This is a genomic window from Collinsella sp. CLA-ER-H9 (assembly GCF_040092295.1).
Taxonomy (GTDB): domain Bacteria; phylum Actinomycetota; class Coriobacteriia; order Coriobacteriales; family Coriobacteriaceae; genus Collinsella.
The window spans coordinates 1-18,069 of the sequence record NZ_JBBNLV010000008.1 but is presented as its reverse complement, the minus strand read 5'-3'; the positions used below and the strand labels follow the sequence as shown (position 1 = coordinate 18,069).

Genomic DNA, 18,069 nt, shown 5'->3' with positions numbered 1-18,069 from the left:
AGTAGATGCTAAGGTTCAGACAGATGATGACCGATCGAATGAGAACCAACCGGAAAATGGAGGAAAAGAAGATGAGCATGAGCAAGAACATCGCCCGCCTGGCAGTAACCGCCGGCCTCACCGCAGCCCTGAGCTTCGGTGGCGTCATGGCCCCGGTCACGATGGCGTTTGCTGAGAATGTGGCGGCTCCGGCCAACAGCATCACCATCAACAAGAATGCCAATAATGGCAGCGTGAAGTACAAGGCCTACCAGATTTTCGAGGCCGATGTCGTGGATGAGACCGGCAAGGTCGTTTCGAATGTTAAGTGGGCAACTGGTGTTAGAGATCCGACCAAAACCGCTATTATCAATGCTATTAACAATAAGCAGGACGGTGCGCTGAAGGCTACTGCTAGCGCGCAGGATGTTGCCGATTGGCTGACTGCCAACATTACTGGGACCACAAACACGACGGTTCTCAAAGACACCGATTTGCTCAATACGCTTGCTGGACTGGTTGCGAAGGACGTCACTCCGACTAATCCGACCAATCCGACGGGCACTACGGATGGTTCGTTTGCGGCGGGCACCAAGGTTTCTTTCGATAAATCCGGTTATTACCTGTTTCTGACTGACGCGGGCACTTTGGCTTCGGATGAGTCGACGACCGGCAGCAAGAATACTGCCACTTCGCCGATTTATGCCGTCGTGGGCGCCGGCGATGTGATTGTCAGCGAGAAGACCAGCATTCCTACCGTCAAGAAGGAAGTTCGTGAGGGTACATCATGGGGAAAGGTGAGTGACTCGTATATTGGCGAGGAGGTCGAATATAAACTGACTGGCTCCGTCGCGAGCAACATCGCTACGTTCAATAAGTATGAGTACGTATTTCAGGACACGTTGAGCAAGGGTCTTGAAGTCGCGAAGAGCGACGATGGCACGCCGAAGGACCTGCGCGTCTACATAGTCAACAATGGCACCCAGATTGAGGTTAAGCATGATGACAAGGATGGGTATAAGGTAACTTCGTCAAAGGACGAGAACACAAAGAAGGAAAAGCTCACTATTTCTTTTGACAACCTTAAAGCCGTTAAGAGCACCAGCAATTCCGAGATTGCTGTTGATGCTTACTCTAGCGTGGTCGTAACCTACAAGGCTAAGCTCAACAGCGAAGTCGAATACAGGGCCGATGGAGCCACCAATGAGGTCAAGCTTGTCTATTCCAACAATCCCATGACTGATGATAAGGGCACTTCTGAGTCGGACAAGGTCACTGACTACGTCTTTGGTCTCGATGTCACTAAGACTGCTTCGGATGATCAGCAAAAGAAGCTTGTTGCTGGATTTAAGGTTAAAATGATCGAGGAAGGTACCACTCCTGTTTCTGGTGATCAATGGCTGACGCAGACTGGTGGGCTTACCAGCGACGCAAGTAAAGCTGGAGTGTTTACGACCAGTGAGACTGACAGCAAGGTTTTTATTCCCGGTCTTGTTGCGGGTAAGTACGAGATTACAGAGTGCACGACGCCCGCGGGTTATAACTCCATCAGCTTTACCATTGTGGTGACGCCTACATACAATGAGACGACCGGCGAATTGAGTGGGCTCTCCGTAAACCCCAGCTCTAATATGGTCACTTCTAAGCTCGATGGAAACGTTACCTCGACCAGGATTCCCATCACCATCGAGAACAAGAAGGGCTCCGGCCTCCCGCTCACCGGCCTTAACGGCGTGACCTTCACTTGGATCGCTGGTGGCGCGGTGCTGTGCATCGGCGTGGCGCACCTCATCCGCAGCCGTAAGCAGACCGAGGAGTCCGAGCAGGAGTAGCGCTCACCCACCCATCCCTTTGGCAGGCGAGAAGTGATGGCCATGAGACTTGCGGACACTTTTCTCGTCTATCTACGTTCTTGCTTCGCCATTCTCTTTTCGGGGCAGACTCCGCGCTGGAGTCTGCCCCGTTTTTTGGGGACAACGCAGCCAGCTTCCACCGTCCGATGCGGGCACATTCGTCATCGCGTTTCTTGACTCGTATGAGGTTCGGTTTAAGGTCCGTAGGCGCACGCGCGGTGCGGACGGTAGAAGGCATTTGCGCCGCAACAAGCGCAAATAAGAATGCCCGGGGTTAGAGGCCCGGGCATTTAACAAAACCAGAAAACTAGGCCGCCCGCGCTCTCGTACACTTACGCGGGGTGCGTCGTTTTCTATTGACATTGTATCCCGAATCGCCCAGTCAATCCGGGACATTTTGAAAACTCAAATATGGGCTTAGGCGCGAACGGAATCTCGTTAATTCCGAAAATTATGTATAATTCCAATATAAACTGGAATCGAACGAAAACAATGGAAATGAACGAAGCGCTAATCTACTTACAAGAAGCACTAGGCCTCTCCGCCAAGGCCAGAGCTTGGCCTGGATTCGCACGCTTGCCGCTGCATCTGCGGGCGATTGAGGTCCGCACTGTTGACGCAAACGGTTTTTCGTTTTTGCTTGCAAGTTTGCCTACTGGCGTCGGGCTTCCCGAGGCTAAGAGAGTCTATAGTCAGCTCGCCTTGCGCGCGGAGACTCCTGTTGTCGTTTCGTTTCCTGATGCCGATGCACGTCAGCGCAAAGCGTTGGTCGCACAAGGGATTCCCTTTGTCTGCCCCGGTAGACAGGCTTTTCTTCCATTTATGGGCACAGCCTGTACGGAGAGGGGCGGTGCCCGGTTTCACAATCACGCGACCAAGATGTCACCCAACGCGCAGGCTGCTGCAATCTGGGGAGCAGCCCAGGAGCCATATCGCCCCTATGACCTTTGTCGTGCGCTTGGGATTTCGGCAAGCCGCGCGAGTGAGGCCATAACCGAGCTTGTTGACAGGGGGCTCGCGAGGCGCGAGCGTTGCGAGCGACGTGTCGTCGTGTTCCCTGTTGCCGTTGATCTTCTGCTCAGCGAGCACATGGCAGAGCTCTCCTCGCCTGTCTCGAAGGTCTTTTTTGCAAGGAAGACACCGCAGATTGACTGTCTTGTTGACGCCGGGGAGACGGCGCTCGCTGCGCGTTCGATGCTCGCTGCGCCGGGCATGGAACAAAAGGCCGTCTTAAGAAGTACATGGCGTCAACTGAGCGACCTCGAAGTCGCAGACGGGGAGTTGCCGGATAACGAAACGGCGATGATCCAAGTGTGGCGCTATGCGCCCGTGTTTGCCGACTCCTCCCGCGTCGATGACATTTCGCTTGCGCTATCTTTGGCGGCAATCGACGATGAGCGAATTCAGCTCGAAGTCGATCGCATGTTTGGAAAGGAATATCCATGGCAAGAAGCGCTGTAGAGGGTCTCCAAGAATTTCAGCAGCATATGCAAGAAGCTGCAGGATCGTATGCCCTTATCGGCGGCACAGCATGCGACATTTTGCTCGCGGAGGCGGGGCTTTCATTCAGGGCGACTCATGATTTTGATGTGGTAATTGTCGCCGATGACCGGTTGTCTCAGACGGCAGAAGCCATATGGACTTTGGTGCGTGATGGCGGCTACCGCTGCGGCTGGGGCGAAGGCAAAGGCTCATGTTTTTATCGGTTTACAGAGCCAAAGAGGCCGGGTTACCCCCATATGATCGAGCTCTTCGCGAAGTGCCCCGACTTTCTAAAGGGTCGTGAGGGGATTGATGTGGCGCCAATTCGCGTTGATGAAAACATAAGCAGTCTTTCGGCAATTTTGTTGGACGATGCTTACTACAGCTTGTTCCTTCAGGGAATTCGGACCGTAGGCGGCGTTTCGGTCCTGGGTACGGAATACATTGTCCCGTTCAAAGCGAAGGCGTATCTCGACCTAAAAGCTAGAAGGGAAGCGGGGGAGAACGTTGATTCGAGGAAGGTAAAAAAGCATAAACGCGATGCGCTGAGGCTTGCTCAGCTGCTTGGCGAGTCGGAAGGTGTCGACCTGCGCGGAGAACTGAAGGACGATATGCTTGCGTTTGTTAAAGATTGTGAGGTGGGCGACGTCAATCTGAAACAGATCGGGGTTGTGGGCGCAACGATGGTGCAGTTGCTCGAGACGATGAAAGCAACATATGGCTTGATTGGTTGAGTGGGGTTACGTGGCCCGGACGGTGCAGTCTAACTGCGTTGTCCGGCGTACGAGCTCGCTAATCGGCTATTATTTGTTTAGACAACTTGAGTTGTAGAGGAGTGACCGGCGATGGTGCAGGGCGCCAAACATATGAAGAGCAATAACGCCGCGGACAACGGCGGCTCAAGCCCTCAGCCCAAACCTCAACCAAAGCCCAAGCGTCGTCGCAAGCGACTGCCGCGCTGGGCCGACAGGCTCATCACCATCGTCATCATCCTTATCGGCGTGGGCCTTATGACCTGGCCGTGGATCTTGGACCGGCTCGAGGCCTCGGGCGTGTTCAACCAGATCAGCACCGTGTCCAGCACCGTGGACGCGCTATCTGCCGAGGAGCGCGAGCGCATCCTGCTCCAGGCGCGCTCCTTTAACGAGCAGCTGGCGGGCGAGGCCACCGAGCTTCCCGCCGACCAGATCGAGCCCTACGCTCAGCAGCTCATCTTTGACCGCGACCCCATGATGAGCTGGGTCGAGATCCCCTCCATCGACGTTAGTATGCCCATCTACCACGGCACGACCGAAGAAGTCCTTATGGCGGGCGTCGGCCACCTGGAGGGCACGAGCCTGCCGGTGGGCGGCACCTCGACGCATTGCGTGCTCACCGCGCACTCGGGCATGCGCAACCTGAGCATGTTCGACGACATCCACTCGCTGGAGCCCGGCGACCTGGTGCTGCTGCACACCATGAACAAGACGCTCGCCTACAAGATGGTCGACTCCGAAGTGGTTCTGCCCGAGGAGATGGAGTCGCTGACCATTGAGCCCGGCGCCGACAAGGTGACGCTCGTCACCTGCACGCCCTACGGCGTGAACGACCATCGCCTGCTGGTGCATTGCGTGCGCACCAAGTACAGCAAGAAGGACGTCGACAAGCAAAAGTCGCTGGCCGGCCGCCACTGGGGCAAGCGCGAGTTTGCCGTGCTCATCGTGGTTGTCGCCATTGTGTTGTTACTGCTGGACATTGTGGTCCACGCGATCCGCAAACGCCGCAAGGCCAAGGCCTCGGCATAGGACATCGTTCGGAACCACCGCAATGGGGACAGGCACCTTTGTGGTGGTCGGGACTTCCAAACCATCACAACATTCGATGAAAATCGCGATTTTGACGAAAAGCGTCGAATGTTGTGATGGTTTTCGTTGCGGGCGGGACGGTTTTCGCTATGGACGGTGCGGTTTCGCTGCAGAACCGCCGGACCACGCCCTGCCAACCCGCCGCCCACGTTACGTTTTCGCTGCATTTGGGTAAAGCACCTGCTCCAAGCGGCGTTGCCTTGTATACTAGAGCGGTTTATCTGTTATGCGGAAGGGAGCGCCTATGGCACTCAGCGAGAAAGACGTGCGCGGCATCGCCGAGTACGCAAAGATCGCACTGACCGATGACGAGCTCACCCAGATGACGTCCTACATGAACGACGCCGTCCAGATGCTCGAGCCCGTCTTGCAATATGACTTGCCCGACGTGGAGCCCACGTTCCATCCCATCGGAAGCCTGTCCAACGTGATGGGCGATGACCTGCGCAAGCCCGAGCGCGACCTGCCGCTCGACGTGGCGCTCGAAAACGCCGGCAGCGCGCGCGACCGCTACTTCCGCGTGCCGTCCATTTTGGGAGAGGGGGAGAGCGAGTAATGAAGCTCAATCTCGATCGATTCACGGCCGCGCAGCTGGCCGAGCACGTTGCCGCCGGCGATTTCTCTGCTACCGAGGTCGCGCAGGCCTCGCTCGAGGCCATCGAGGCGCGCGAGGGCGGAGTCCAAGCATTTCTGCAGGTGGCGCCCGAGCTCGCGCTTGAGGCTGCTGCCAAAATCGACGCCCGTCGCGCTGCCGGCGAGGCCCTGCCCCCGCTCGCGGGCGTGCCGCTGGCCATCAAGGACAACATGAACCTTGTGGGCACGCACACCACCTGCGCTTCCCGCATGCTCGAGGACTACCAGAGCGTCTACACCGCCACCTGCGTCCAGCGCATGCTCGATGCCGGCTGCCTGCCCATGGGCAAGGCCAACATGGACGAGTTTGCCTTTGGCAGCTCCACCGAGAGCTCGGCGTTCCGCCGCACCAACAACCCCTGGGATACCGAGCGCGTGCCCGGCGGCTCCTCGGGCGGCTCCGCTGCCGCCGTCACCGCGGGCGAGGTCGCGCTCTCATTGGGCTCGGACACCGGTGGCTCCATTCGCCAGCCGGCGTCGCTGTGCGGCGTGGTGGGCTTTAAGCCCACGTATGGCGCCGTGAGCCGTTACGGCGTGGTTGCCTTTGGCTCGTCGCTCGACCAGGTGGGGCCCTTTGGCCGCACGGTCGAGGATGTCGCGCTGGCCATGAACGCGCTTACCGGTGCGGGCCACGATCCGTATGACTGCACCAGCCAGGATTGCGCCGTCGACTTTACCGAGCATCTCAACGACAGCATCGAGGGTAAGCGCGTGGGCATCATTCCCGCGTTTATGGAGGCCGAGGGCCTGACGCCCGAGGTCAAGGCCGCTGTTCAGCGCGCCGCCCAGGAGCTGCAGAACCAGGGTGCCGAGCTCGTGGAGGTCGACCTGCCGCACCTGGACGCCGCCATCGCCGCCTACTACGTCATCGGCCCGGCCGAGGCGTTCTCCAATCTGGCCCGCTTCGACGGCATTCGCTACGGCTATCAGGAGGAGGGCTGTGCCAACCTGTCCGACCAGAGCTCGCTTTCGCGCGCCCACGGCTTTGGCGCCGAGGCCAAGCGCCGTCAGATGCTCGGCGCCTACCTGCTGAGCTCGGGCGTGTACGACAAGTACTACTATGCCGCGCAGAAGGCCCGCACGCTCATCACGCAGGACTACGACGCCGCGTATGCCAAGGTGGACACCATCCTCATGCCCGCCTCGCCGCGCACGGCCTTTAAGTTTGGCGAGATCAGCGACCCCACGCAGATGTACCTCTCCGACCTGTACACCATCTCGCTCAACATTTGCGGCAACGGCGGTATCTCGGTGCCGCTGGGCCTGGGCGAGGATACTCAGCTGCCCGTTTCTGCCCAGCTGGTGGGACCTGCCTTTAAGGACCGTCAGCTGCTCACGTTTGCCCGCGCCCTGGAGCGCGGCTTTGCCGATGCCGCCACGGGTGCGCCCGCACTTTCCGTCGCGCCCGATTTTGCCGGGAAGGGAGGCGAGCTGTAATGAAGGAGCTTTCCGAGGTCCTGCAGGACTGGGAGGCCGTGATAGGCCTGGAGATCCATACCGAGCTCACCGCACTCGATACCAAGATGTTCTGCAACTGCAAGCTCAGCCACGATGACGAGCCCAACGCCAACGTGTGCCCGGTGTGCCTGGGCCTGCCCGGCGCGCTGCCGGTGCCCAACAAGCGCGCCATCGAGAGCATCGTCAAGGCCGGTCTCGCCACCAACTGCGAGATCCAGCGCCACTCGATGTTCTACCGCAAGCACTACTTCTATCCCGACATGGCCAAGAACTTCCAGACCACGCAGGGTCCGGTCGCCTTTGCCATGTACGGTCACCTGGACCTGGACGTGACCGGTCGCGGTGCCGCTGAGCGCCCCGACTGCGCATTTGGCGAGGCCGAGGCCCAGAGTCTGGCGAGCGCCTCGGCCAACGCCGAGGGCCTGTCCACGTCCATGACGTCGACCATGCGCGAGGGCAACCAGCGTGCCGGCCACCTGGCCAGTTATGACGCGTCCAACCTGCAGATGCCCGAGCGTCGCGAGGACGGTTCCTACACGGTGCCCATCCGCATCCTGCGCATCCACATGGAGGAGGACGCCGCCAAGATGGTCCACGTGGGCGGTGCCGAGGGCCGCATTACCGCCGCGGCCGAGTCGCTCGTCGACTACAACCGCTGCGGCACGCCTTTGATTGAGCTCGTGACCGAGCCCGATCTGCGTACGCCCGAGGAGGCGCGCCTGTTTATGGAGAAGCTCCGCCGCATCTTTGTGACGCTGGGCATTTCGGACTGCTCCATGGAGAAGGGTTCCATGCGCTGCGACGGCAACGTGTCGCTGCGCCGCCGCGGCGAGACCAAGCTGGGTACCAAGACCGAGCTCAAGAACCTCAACTCGTTTAAGAGCCTGCACGATGGCCTTGCCTACGAGATTTGCCGCCAGGCCGAGGTGCTCGAGGAGGGCGGCATCATCTATCAGGAGACCCGCCACTGGGAGCCCAGCCGCAAGCGCACTGTGGTCATGCGTGTGAAGGAGACGGCCGACGACTATCGCCTGTTCCCCGATCCCGACCTGGCGCCGTTCGATCTGGATGACGAGTTCATCGACCGCTGCCGTGGCGAGATCCCCGAGCTGCCCGATGCCAAGCGCGCCCGCTTTGAGGCCGACTTTGGCATTAAGGCGGCCGACGCCGAGCAGATCGCCGGCGACCCGGAGTTTGCCGAGTTCTTTGAGGCGGCCGCTGCCGGTATGGCCGGCAAGGAGGCCCAGACGGTTGCAAACTTGCTGGTGAACGAGATGATTGCTTACCTTAAGGGCGCGGGCGTGTCGCTCGCCGAGTCCGGTATCGCGCCGGCTCAGGTGGCAGCACTCGCCAAGCTGCTGGCGACCGATGCCATCAGCTCCAACCAAGCGCACGAGGTCTTTGAGGCCATGGCCCAGACCGGTGACGATCCCAACAAGATCGTCGACGAGCGCGGCATGCGTCAGGTGAGCGATGCCGGTGCGTTGCAGCCGATCGTGGACGAGGTGCTGGCTAACTGTGCCGATCAGGCGCAGCAGTATCGTGACGGCAACCAGAAGGTCATCGGCTTTTTGGTGGGCCAGTGCATGAAGGCGAGCCGCGGCAAAGGCAACCCGAAGCTCTTCAACGAGTTGCTGAGAACGTCGCTCTCGTAAACGGGAACCGAGGGGCCGGGCGCAGGGCCTTGCCTCTCAATTTCGGACAGTCCTGACTCACGACGGAGGCGCCACTGGCGCCTCCTGTTCGTGCGGAACTCATTGAGAGGCAAGGCCCTGCGCCCGGCCCCTCGGTTCCGTAACGACTCGGCCGTTCGGGTCAGGCGGGGCTGAATGGAATTTGGTGAATGAGGGCGCCGTTGGCGCCTTCATTCTTTATATATGTTGGGAGCGCCAAGCGGTGGGGGTGGTGCCGGTGTGTTGCTTGAAGGCTTGGGCGAAGGCGGCCTGCTGAGGGTAGCCTAGACGCTCTGCCACCTGCGCTATCGTGAGCGCGCTATCGGCCAAAAGGTCCTGTGCTCGCTCCATACGGCGTCTGCGAATGTAGGCGCCCAGGGACTCGCCAGTTTGGGCCTTAAAGGTGGCGCATAGCTTGGAGCGGCTTGTGTAGAGCCTCTCGGCCACCTCGTTGATACCCACACGTCTGCCTTTGTCGAGCTCGCACTCAATCATCGCCGTTGCTTCTTCGGCAATGGTCGCGCTGGCGCGTGTGTCTGCCGCCTGCTGCGCCTGCTTGTGGGCCGCGCGCGAACAGGCGAGCTCCGCGACCATGGTCTCCACGATGCCTTGCATATAGACGTGTCCGCCTACGGTGCGGGCGCGGTCCTCGTTAATCCGGCGCAGCGTGTGGCAGATGGCAGACGTCGCCTCCTCGTGCCACGACTCGGCAAACGCTTCAAAGACTCCTGCGAACTCAGTGGGATACCGATGCTCCAGCTCGTCAAAATACCCGGGCAAAAAGAGCACCGAGCGCGAGTGATAAAGCTGCCCTGCAAACAGCGGACTTAGCTCCTCGCCGCAGCTATCTTGGATAAAGCTGCACACCGCGCTGTTCGGCCACGGTCCATGCAGGGGTTTAAGGTTCGCAGGCGTTATGCCGGCTTCGGGCATGCACATGAGCGTGGGCGCGCTGACCTCGCTCACGCACGCGTACGGTTCGGGTGTGTATTCGGCCAGGTACATATCGTGCGTCGGGGTAATGTAATGCTCCATGACGATGCAGGCAGGGGAGAGGGGCATGATCCATGCGCGTCCGTGCGCCCGATCGTTTGCCACCTCGCCGGTAAAGACGGCGCCCTTGCCGGTAAGCTCCAGGCCAAACTGCTCAAACTGCGGTGCATAGAGCTCGGTTATGTCGGTCGCTGCCCGCCGTATTTGCAAAAGCGTCCCTTTCCTTTGCAGAAACGTCCACGCCTGGCTCGATTGTGAGCCATGGCTAACACATCAATGATAAGTTCATTACGGTTAACTCTCAAGCCGTTAGAAAGGAATCTCATGGCAAAGGGATCAAAAAAGGAAGGCGGCGGTATCGGCGAGCTGCTTGCATATGCCGGCGACCGTAAATCCCTAACATATTTGGGCATGGCCCTCTCGGCGCTCTCGCAGCTGCTGAGCTTTGGCCCGTACGTGTGCATTTGGCTTGTCGCGCGCGATCTGATCGCCGTGGCACCTAACTGGAGCGAAGCCTGCGGCATCGCGACGTATGGCTGGTGGGCCGTGGGGTTTGCGCTGGCAAGCATCGTGGTCTATTTCGTGGGGCTCATGTGCACGCACCTGTCTGCGTTTCGCTGCGCGTCCAATATTCGCAAGACTACGAGCGAGCACCTGCTTAAGCTGCCGCTTGGCTACTTTAACACACACGCCACCGGTGAGCTGCGCCGTATCGTAGACGGATGCGCCGCTTCCACAGAGACTTTGCTCGCACACATGCTGCCCGATATCGCAGGCGCCGCCGCCATGGTCGTGGGCTTGCTCGTGCTGCTTTTCGCCCTCGATTGGCGCTTGGGCGCGGCATGCCTCATTTCGGTGGCCGTTTCGTTTTGCGCCATGGCCACCATGATGAGCGGCAAGGGCGCCGAGTTTATGAAGGCCTACATGGGCGCGCTGGTCAAGATGAACAAGACCGGCACCGAATACGTGCGCGGCATCCCCGTGGTCAAGGTGTTCCAGCAGACGGTCTACTCCTTTAAGGCGTTCCACGACGCGATCGCCGAATACGCCGACATGGCGCAAAACTATGCGGGCACGTTCTGCCGAGGCCCGCAGGTGCTCAACCTTACCGCGCTCAATGGTCTTGTGACATTCCTGTTGCCCGTGGCGTTGCTGTTGGCGCCGGGCGAGACGGACTTCGCGCATTTTATGGCCAACTTCACGTTTTACGCGATATTTTCGGCCGTGGTACCAACGGCCATGACCAAGCTCATGTTTGTGGGCGAGGCCTCTCAGATGAGTGCCGATTCGCTGGCTCGCATTCGAAGCGTCATGGATTCCAAGCAGCTCTCCGTGCCTGCCCAGCCCAAGCACCCCGCCGGCGGCGACGTGCGATTTGAGGACGTGAGCTTTACCTACGAGGGTGCCGAGGCACCTGCCGTCAACCATGTGAGCTTTAGCGTTTCTGCAGGTAGCACCCTCGCGTTGGTGGGTCCCTCTGGCGGCGGTAAGTCAACCTGTGCCAGTCTGATCCCGCGTTTTTGGGATGTTTCCGCAGGTCGTGTGCTCGTAGGCGGTGTAGACGTTCGCGACATGGATCCGCACGAGCTTATGGACCAGGTCGCCTTTGTGTTTCAGACCAACCAGCTGTTCCGGCAAACACTTGCCGATAACGTGCGTGCCTCCAAGCCTACAGCTACTGACGACGAAGTGCGCGCGGCCCTCTCCGCGGCCCAGTGCGACGATATCGTGGCCAAGCTCCCGCAGGGCATCGACACCATGCTCGGCGCCGGCGGGGCGTACCTTTCGGGCGGCGAGGTCCAGCGCGTGGCACTCGCCCGCGCAATCCTTAAGGACGCGCCCATCGTGGTGCTCGATGAGGCCACAGCGTTTGCCGACCCCGAGAACGAGGCGCTCATCCAGCGTGCCTTTAGCAAACTGGCGGCGGGTCGCACAGTCATTATGATCGCGCACCGGCTTTCGACCGTGGTGGGGGCCGACAAGATCGTGGTGCTCAACCAAGGTAGCGTGCAGGAGACTGGCACCCATGCCGAGTTGCTGTCCCAAGAGGGTCTGTATGCCAAGATGTGGGCCGAATACGAACAGGCCGCGAGCTGGAAGATCACTGCTGCCGCGGATGCCGCCGTCACGAAGGGAGGCGAGGCCTAAATGTTCGCCTCATTCCAAAAGAAGTATTTCCTATCCGATAAAGGCGTCGCCGGCGTAAAACGCGGCATTTTCTGGACCGCGCTCACCAATCTCATTACCATGGCCGGCATGGGCTTATTGTTCCTGGTCATGGCCGGTTTTGTCGAACACCTCGCCACCGGTGCCGACCTGCCGGATGCCCTGCCGATTGTGGGCGGCCTCCTGGTCTTTTTCGTGTTGCTCTTTGCCTCTAACTGGCAGCAGTATTACTACACCTACTGCATCTTTTACGAGGAGTGCGGCAAGCAGCGTATGGAGATCGCCGAGCGCTTGCGCAAGCTGCCGCTGTCGTTTTTTGGCCGTCGTGATCTGGCCGATTTAACCGAGACCATTATGGGCGACGTCCAGGCCATGGAGCACGCCTACAGCCACGTGCTGGGAGAGCTTTGGGGTGCCATCATCGCAAGCGTCATTGTGTTCGTGGCGTCGCTGTTCTTTTGCTGGCAGCTGGCGATTGCGGCGTTTTGGAGCGTTCCCGTGGCCTTTGCCGTGCTGTATCTGACGCGCGGCCCCATGATCCCGGTGTTCGACCATGTGCGTGCCGAGAAGGTCAAGGTTACCGAGGCGATCCAGGAGACGCTCGACTGCGTGCGCGAGATCCGCGCCACCAACCAGGAGGCTCATTATCTTGAGGGGCTCAACGCCGTGATCGATGCCGAGGAGCGCGAGACCACCAAGGGCGAGCTCGCCAATGGGCTTTTGGTCAACTCCGCCTTTGCCATCCTGCGCCTGGGGATTGCCACCACGTTGGTCACGGGCGCTGCGATGGTCGCCTCCGGCCGGGTCGACTTTTTGGTGATGTTTGCCTTCCTGCTCATGGTGAGCCGCATCTATGCGCCCTTCGATCAGGCACTGATGCTGATGTCCGAGCTGTTTGCCGCCGAGTCGTCGGCCAAGCGCATGCGCTCCATCATGGAAGAGCCCGTGGCGCGGGGCAGCGAGCAGTTTGAGCCCGTAGGTCATGACGTGGTGTTCGATCACGTGGCATTTGGTTATGGTGCGGGCGAGGACGGCCGCGCCGGCGAGAAAGTTCTTACCGATGTGAGCTTTGCCGCCAAAGAAGGGGAGGTCACGGCACTGGTCGGTCCTTCGGGTTCCGGTAAGTCCACGGTGAGCCGCCTGGCCGCGCGCTTTTGGGACGCCACCGAAGGCACGGTCACCGTGGGCGGCGTGGATGTTGCAAGCGTGGATCCCGAGGTGTTGCTGCGCGACTACGCCATTGTGTTCCAAGACGTGTTGCTCTTTGACGACACGGTGATGGGAAACATCCGTCTTGGTCGTCGCGATGCCACCGATGAGGAAGTGCTTGCTGCCGCGCGTGCCGCCAACTGCGACGAGTTTGTGAGCCGCATGCCGCAGGGCTATGACACCATGATCGGCGAGAACGGCTCCAAGCTGTCCGGCGGTGAGCGCCAGCGCATCTCTATCGCCCGTGCGCTGCTCAAAGACGCGCCGATCGTGTTGCTGGACGAGGCGACGGCGAGCTTGGATGTGGAGAACGAGACCGTGGTTCAGCAGGCGCTCTCCCGTCTGCTTGCAGGTAAGACGGTTATCGTTATTGCCCACCGTATGCGTACGGTGGAAAATGCCGACAAAATCGTTGTACTCAAGGATGGTGTGGTTGCCGAGCAGGGCACTCCGGCGCAGCTCAAGGCGGCAGGTGGAGAATTCGCCCGCATGGTGGCGCTGCAAAAGGAAGCAGCTACCTGGCAGTTGTAAGAAGGGGCAAAGGGACAGTCCCTTTCTCACATTGACAATCGGTTACTCCGCATCGTTAATTTTCAAAAGGTTAGCCATGGCTGACCTAGATAGTTAGATAAAATTGAGATATTTCAAAAGCGTGCTCGAGCAAACTTGTTTACTCGGGTGCTGAAGCACCATGCCGCGTCCAATGCGGCAAAAGGGAGAAGCAACATGAAGAAGTCGACGTTCAATACCCTGCTTGTCGGTGGCGGTTTTCTGCTTGGCACGGCCGGCATCAAGCTGCTTACCAGCGCTCCGGTCAAGAATGCCTGCGTTCAGGGCATTGCGTGCGGCATGCGCATCAAGAACGGCTACCAGGACATGGTCGAGCAGGCCAAGGCTAATGTCGACGACATGGTTGCCGAGGCTGCCTACATCACCCAGAGCGAGGCCGCTGCTGACGAGGCAACCGAGTAACGCTCCCAGGCACAAACTATGAGATTCTCGATTATCAGCGAGATCCCCGGCAGGACCCGCCTCCAGTTGGCGGGTCCTGTGCCAGAGAGCGATCTCGATGCGCTTCTAAAGCTCAGTGGCGAAATCGATGGCGTGCGCAAGGTGCACGTCTACGGCCGCATCGGCCAGATGGCGCTCGAATATGACGAGCAGCGTCGTGCAGGCGTGCTCGATGCTCTGGGCGCACTCGACGCCCAGGCCATTGCCGACGCAAAGACGGGTTACGTGATGCAGCTTGAGCCACGCAAGCACAAGCTCGTTATGGATCTTGCCACACTCATCGGCGCTCACTATGCGCGCCGATGGTTTTTGCCCACGCCCCTGCGTGCGGTGTTTGTCGTAGCCGGTTACATGACCTTTTTGCGCGCCGCCCTCCGTGAGCTCGCGCAGCCGCGCCTGACCGTTCCCGTGCTTGACGCGTCGGCCATCGGCATTTCGTTCGTCAAACGTGATGTCGACACCGCAGGGCAGACGATGTTCCTGCTCAACGTGGGCGAATTGCTCGAGGACTACACCCGCGCCATGAGCGAAAACGAGCTCATCAACTCGCTGCTCGATGTGCCCGACAAGGCGCAAAAGGTCGTCGGCGACACCGAGGTAAGCGTTGCCGCGACCGAGCTTGAGCCCGGTGACTTGGTGGCCGTGCGCACCGGCATGTCCATCTGCATTGACGGCGTCGTCGAGCAGGGAAGCGCCATGGTCAACCAGGCGACCCTGACCGGCGAGCCGCTTGCCGTCGAGCGCAGCGCAGGCGACGACGTGTTCGCCGGAACCGTCGTGGAAGACGGCAGCATCTTGGTGCGCGTGCGCGCCAACACGGCGCAGACCAAGCTGCGCTCGATCGTCTCGCTCGTGCAGACGGCCGACTCGCTCAAGTCCGAGGGCCAGTCGCACATGGAAGACCTCGCCAACAAGATCGTCCCGTGGAACTTCCTGCTCGCGGGCCTGGTTGCGCTCACCACGCGCAGTCTCATTAAGACCTCGGCGGCACTGATGGTCGACTACTCGTGCGCGCTTAAGCTCACGGGTTCCGTTGCCGTCATGACCGCTATGAGCGATGCTGCCAAGATGGGCGTCATGGTCAAGGGCGCGAAGTACTTTGAGTCGTTTGCCAAGGCCGATACCATTGTCTTTGACAAGACCGGTACGCTGACCGAGGCCCAGCCGCGTCTAGCTTGCGTGCTCACGACCGACGGCTGGAGCGAGGACGAGGTCCTGCGCCTTTCCGCTTGCTTGGAGGAGCATTTTCCGCATCCGGTGGCGCGTGCCGTGGTCAATGCGGCACGTGAGCGCGGGCTCGAGCACCGCGAGCGCCATGCTGCCGTCGAGTACATCGTGGCGCACGGCATCGCTTCGTCCATCGAAGGGCGTCGCGCCATCATCGGTTCAGCGCACTTTGTATTCGAGGACGAGGGCGCGCAGCTCGAGTCCGACATCAAGGAACGCATTGAGTCCCAGATGCAGGGGCTGTCGCCGCTGTATCTGGCGGTCGACGGCACCGTTGTGGGCGTGCTCGGCATCGAGGATCCGCTCAAGCCCGGGGTCCGCGAGGCCATCGCCGACCTGCATGCGCTGGGCGTTAAGCACGTGGTCATGCTCACGGGCGACTCGGAGCGCACGGCCGAGCGCATTGCTCGCGCGGCTGGTGTCGATGAGTTTAAGGCCGAGCTGCTGCCCGAGGACAAGTACGCCTATGTGGAGCGGATTAAGCGCGAGGGGCGCCACGTTGCCATGGTGGGCGACGGCGTCAACGATTCGCCGGCGCTCGGTTTGGCCGACGTGGGCCTGGCCATGGGTGGCGGAAGCGACATCGCCAAAGAGGTCGCCGACATCATCTTGACCGACACGGATCTCGCCGCGATCGTGCGCCTGCGCCGCATGAGCCAGGGGCTTATCGACCGTCTGACGAGTTCGTATTCAAGGGTGATGCTCACCAACTCGGCGCTATTGGCATTGGGTATTACCGGCATGATCACTCCGCAGACGTCGTCACTACTGCACAACGGCTCAACGATCGCCTACAGCTTGGGCAACGCGAAGGCATATCTGCGCTAGCACTTTTACTTTAGTTTTCGGCCTGCATTTGGGCGGTGTTGCAGCCGCCAGAATGCAGGCCTTTTGCGTTTGACCATGTGCTAGCAGCAATATATAGTTGTGCTAGCTAAGATAGCAGAAGTCGAAGGTGAGGTTGAGATGGGTGCTGTTGGCGGCATGGCGCAGGTGAACGTTCGCGTGGATCGCCAGGTCAAGAACCGTGCCGAGGAAGCGCTGCGGCTTTCGGGCGGGTCACTGCCCGAGCTCATCAAAAAGGTGGTGGCCAAGGTCGCGCAGGGTGGCGGGCAGTGCGAGGAAGTGCTTGCGGCCGTCGACGACCGGCAGCAGACCGTCGCGCCCGATACTCCGTTCGCCGCATCATGGGCGGCGGCGGATCAGCTTTACGCGGACCTGGGCATCGCTACGTCGCCCGTATCCGACGATCGCGGTTGGGAAACAATCTATTCCGAAGCCATGGACGAGCGCTATCGCCAAAAGGGGATGATCCAGTGAGTGGGGCGCCTCTCAAGATCATGGTGGACGCCAACGTATGGGTTGATTCGTTTTGCGTCGACCATGCCGAATCGCTTGCCGCGCGTGCGTTTATTGGGCAGGCGACGGAGACGGGGTCGTTACTGTTCTTTCCGGTGCATATCGCTAAGGACGTGCTATACGTTGTCCAACACGAGCTGAAGCGTAGCGTTCTTGCCGTCGGGGGAGCGCTCGACGAGGCTTCTGCCCGCGCAATTGGCGATGCGGCACTGGCGTTTGTTCGGAATATGACCGAAAACGCCACCGCCGTGGGCGCAGACGCATCCGATCTGTGGCTAGCCGACAAATACTTAGCGCTCCATTGCGATTACGAGGACAACTTGGTACTCGCCGCATGCAAACGCGCCCAGGTTGATTACTTGGTAACTAACGATCGCAAACTGCTCGAACATGCCGATCTTGCAGCAAAGACACCTCGTCAAATGATGCCGATTCTTGCTTTGGCCGAACGCGGCGGCGCGGCTATCGGTTGACGCGAACTGTTTACGGGCCTCTTGGACGACGATGCGCTAAGGGACCCGCGTCTGCTATTTACAAAAGCTCGGCCTTAATGGCGGGACTTTCTGCGAGCTGCTCGGCTGCCTTTTCTTCGGAGCTGTCGAGCGCGGCTAAGCTGCGGTAGACCCACTCGTTGACCTGGGTGTTCTTGACGCCTGCGGTCTGCATAAGGGCGCCTACCTCGCAGATTGCTGTGAGCAGATCGGCTTTGGGACCCGCGAGCTCGACCTCGATGCCGTGGTAGGCGGACACGCCGCGGTTCTCACTCACGTGGTCGATAAAGCCCTCGACGGTCTCAAGCTGCTGGGCGAGAGCTGCATCATCGTCAGCGTCCAGCGCGACGAGTGCGTTCGATACCGTGAGGGCGGGATGTCCGCAGGGGACAAAGCCCTCGATGACATCCATAGCTTCGGTAATGGTTGAGCCCAGGCCCACGAGGGCATTGACGAGTTGCTGCTTGGTATCCATAACGGTCCTTTCGACGGGTCAATTTTGCTTGGCGAAAATATACGTGACGCGTTCGGTGACAAAAGTGCGAAGTATGGTGCACATTATGGGGTTGATTTCCAATCTCAGCCGAACACATTGAGCAAATAGCCCATTCCCGCAGTTAGCCGAACGCCCCCGCGGCCCCTCCCGGGGTCCGGGGGCGGCATTTTCCCAGTTGAAGGAACGGTGGAGATG

The 18,069-nt window shown here is 59.9% G+C and carries 15 protein-coding genes; 13 read left to right on the top strand and 2 right to left on the bottom strand.

Annotation, left to right across the window (positions count from 1 at the left end; genetic code table 11):
• Window positions 1–71: 71 nt before the first annotated feature.
• From AAAX73_RS06255 to gatB, 7 genes are all read left to right on the top strand, one after another.
• Window positions 72–1,811, top strand: coding sequence for an isopeptide-forming domain-containing fimbrial protein (locus tag AAAX73_RS06255; protein WP_349125389.1), 1,740 nt, complete (start codon window positions 72–74; stop codon window positions 1,809–1,811).
• 513 nt (window positions 1,812–2,324) lie between these two features.
• On the top strand, window positions 2,325–3,293 hold the full coding sequence (locus AAAX73_RS06250; RefSeq protein ID WP_349125387.1) for a hypothetical protein: 969 nt from the start codon (window positions 2,325–2,327) through the stop codon (window positions 3,291–3,293).
• Complete coding sequence (locus AAAX73_RS06245; RefSeq protein ID WP_349125385.1) at window positions 3,275–4,048, top strand: hypothetical protein; 774 nt, start codon at window positions 3,275–3,277, stop codon at window positions 4,046–4,048. The genes AAAX73_RS06250 and AAAX73_RS06245 overlap by 19 nt, the downstream gene beginning before the upstream one ends.
• Before the next feature lie 132 nt (window positions 4,049–4,180).
• Window positions 4,181–5,098 carry a class C sortase gene (locus AAAX73_RS06240; protein ID WP_349125383.1) on the top strand — a complete coding sequence of 306 codons (918 nt, stop codon included), beginning with the start codon at window positions 4,181–4,183 and terminating at the stop codon, window positions 5,096–5,098.
• Between the two features lie 304 nt (window positions 5,099–5,402).
• Window positions 5,403–5,714: an Asp-tRNA(Asn)/Glu-tRNA(Gln) amidotransferase subunit GatC gene (gatC, locus tag AAAX73_RS06235; protein WP_349125382.1), complete on the top strand. Its 312-nt coding sequence runs from the start codon at window positions 5,403–5,405 to the stop codon at window positions 5,712–5,714.
• Entirely contained in the window at window positions 5,714–7,228 is a 1,515-nt protein-coding gene (gatA, locus tag AAAX73_RS06230) for an Asp-tRNA(Asn)/Glu-tRNA(Gln) amidotransferase subunit GatA (RefSeq protein WP_349125380.1), read from the top strand. The genes gatC and gatA overlap by 1 nt, the downstream gene beginning before the upstream one ends.
• Window positions 7,228–8,904 carry an Asp-tRNA(Asn)/Glu-tRNA(Gln) amidotransferase subunit GatB gene (gene gatB, locus AAAX73_RS06225; RefSeq protein WP_118256189.1) on the top strand — a complete coding sequence of 559 codons (1,677 nt, stop codon included), beginning with the start codon at window positions 7,228–7,230 and terminating at the stop codon, window positions 8,902–8,904. Before gatA ends, gatB begins: the two co-directional genes overlap by 1 nt.
• Before the next feature lie 216 nt (window positions 8,905–9,120).
• Here gatB and AAAX73_RS06220 read toward each other — a convergent pair whose 3' ends face one another.
• Entirely contained in the window at window positions 9,121–10,125 is a 1,005-nt protein-coding gene (locus tag AAAX73_RS06220) for a helix-turn-helix transcriptional regulator (RefSeq protein ID WP_349125378.1), read from the bottom strand.
• 114 nt (window positions 10,126–10,239) lie between these two features.
• On the opposite strand from AAAX73_RS06220, the gene AAAX73_RS06215 reads away from it, so the two are divergent.
• The 6 genes from AAAX73_RS06215 to AAAX73_RS06190 all read left to right on the top strand — a co-directional run bounded on the left by AAAX73_RS06215 (window position 10,240) and on the right by AAAX73_RS06190 (window position 17,360).
• Window positions 10,240–12,063: an ABC transporter ATP-binding protein gene (locus AAAX73_RS06215; RefSeq protein ID WP_346971877.1), complete on the top strand. Its 1,824-nt coding sequence runs from the start codon at window positions 10,240–10,242 to the stop codon at window positions 12,061–12,063.
• Window positions 12,064–13,821 carry an ABC transporter ATP-binding protein gene (locus AAAX73_RS06210; protein WP_349125376.1) on the top strand — a complete coding sequence of 586 codons (1,758 nt, stop codon included), beginning with the start codon at window positions 12,064–12,066 and terminating at the stop codon, window positions 13,819–13,821.
• Between the two features lie 195 nt (window positions 13,822–14,016).
• The gene (locus AAAX73_RS06205) at window positions 14,017–14,262 is read left to right on the top strand and encodes a DUF6110 family protein (protein ID WP_329738587.1); all 246 of its coding nucleotides are present in this window, start codon (window positions 14,017–14,019) and stop codon (window positions 14,260–14,262) included.
• 78 nt (window positions 14,263–14,340) lie between these two features.
• Complete coding sequence (locus tag AAAX73_RS06200) at window positions 14,341–16,356, top strand: heavy metal translocating P-type ATPase (RefSeq protein WP_349125374.1); 2,016 nt, start codon at window positions 14,341–14,343, stop codon at window positions 16,354–16,356.
• A gap of 138 nt (window positions 16,357–16,494) precedes the next feature.
• Window positions 16,495–16,848 (top strand): hypothetical protein, encoded by a 354-nt coding sequence (locus AAAX73_RS06195; RefSeq protein WP_349125373.1) that lies wholly within the window; start codon window positions 16,495–16,497, stop codon window positions 16,846–16,848.
• Entirely contained in the window at window positions 16,845–17,360 is a 516-nt protein-coding gene (locus tag AAAX73_RS06190) for a PIN domain-containing protein (RefSeq protein WP_349125371.1), read from the top strand. The genes AAAX73_RS06195 and AAAX73_RS06190 overlap by 4 nt, the downstream gene beginning before the upstream one ends.
• Window positions 17,361–17,418: 58 nt before the next feature.
• On the opposite strand, the gene AAAX73_RS06185 is transcribed toward AAAX73_RS06190, so the two are convergent.
• Window positions 17,419–17,853 (bottom strand): hypothetical protein, encoded by a 435-nt coding sequence (locus AAAX73_RS06185; protein ID WP_349125369.1) that lies wholly within the window; start codon window positions 17,851–17,853, stop codon window positions 17,419–17,421.
• Window positions 17,854–18,069 lie beyond the last annotated feature (216 nt).

Bases quoted from the DNA above. Each gene is read 5' to 3' on its own strand.
- AAAX73_RS06255 (WP_349125389.1), top strand. From the start codon at position 72: ATGAGCATGAGCAAGAACATCGCCCGCCTGGCAGTAACCGCCGGCCTC.
- AAAX73_RS06250 (WP_349125387.1), top strand. From the start codon at position 2,325: ATGGAAATGAACGAAGCGCTAATCTACTTACAAGAAGCACTAGGCCTC.
- AAAX73_RS06245 (WP_349125385.1), top strand. From the start codon at position 3,275: ATGGCAAGAAGCGCTGTAGAGGGTCTCCAAGAATTTCAGCAGCATATG.
- AAAX73_RS06240 (WP_349125383.1), top strand. From the start codon at position 4,181: ATGAAGAGCAATAACGCCGCGGACAACGGCGGCTCAAGCCCTCAGCCC.
- gatC (WP_349125382.1), top strand. From the start codon at position 5,403: ATGGCACTCAGCGAGAAAGACGTGCGCGGCATCGCCGAGTACGCAAAG.
- gatA (WP_349125380.1), top strand. From the start codon at position 5,714: ATGAAGCTCAATCTCGATCGATTCACGGCCGCGCAGCTGGCCGAGCAC.
- gatB (WP_118256189.1), top strand. From the start codon at position 7,228: ATGAAGGAGCTTTCCGAGGTCCTGCAGGACTGGGAGGCCGTGATAGGC.
- AAAX73_RS06215 (WP_346971877.1), top strand. From the start codon at position 10,240: ATGGCAAAGGGATCAAAAAAGGAAGGCGGCGGTATCGGCGAGCTGCTT.
- AAAX73_RS06210 (WP_349125376.1), top strand. From the start codon at position 12,064: ATGTTCGCCTCATTCCAAAAGAAGTATTTCCTATCCGATAAAGGCGTC.
- AAAX73_RS06205 (WP_329738587.1), top strand. From the start codon at position 14,017: ATGAAGAAGTCGACGTTCAATACCCTGCTTGTCGGTGGCGGTTTTCTG.
- AAAX73_RS06195 (WP_349125373.1), top strand. From the start codon at position 16,495: ATGGGTGCTGTTGGCGGCATGGCGCAGGTGAACGTTCGCGTGGATCGC.
- AAAX73_RS06185 (WP_349125369.1), bottom strand. From the start codon at position 17,853: ATGGATACCAAGCAGCAACTCGTCAATGCCCTCGTGGGCCTGGGCTCA.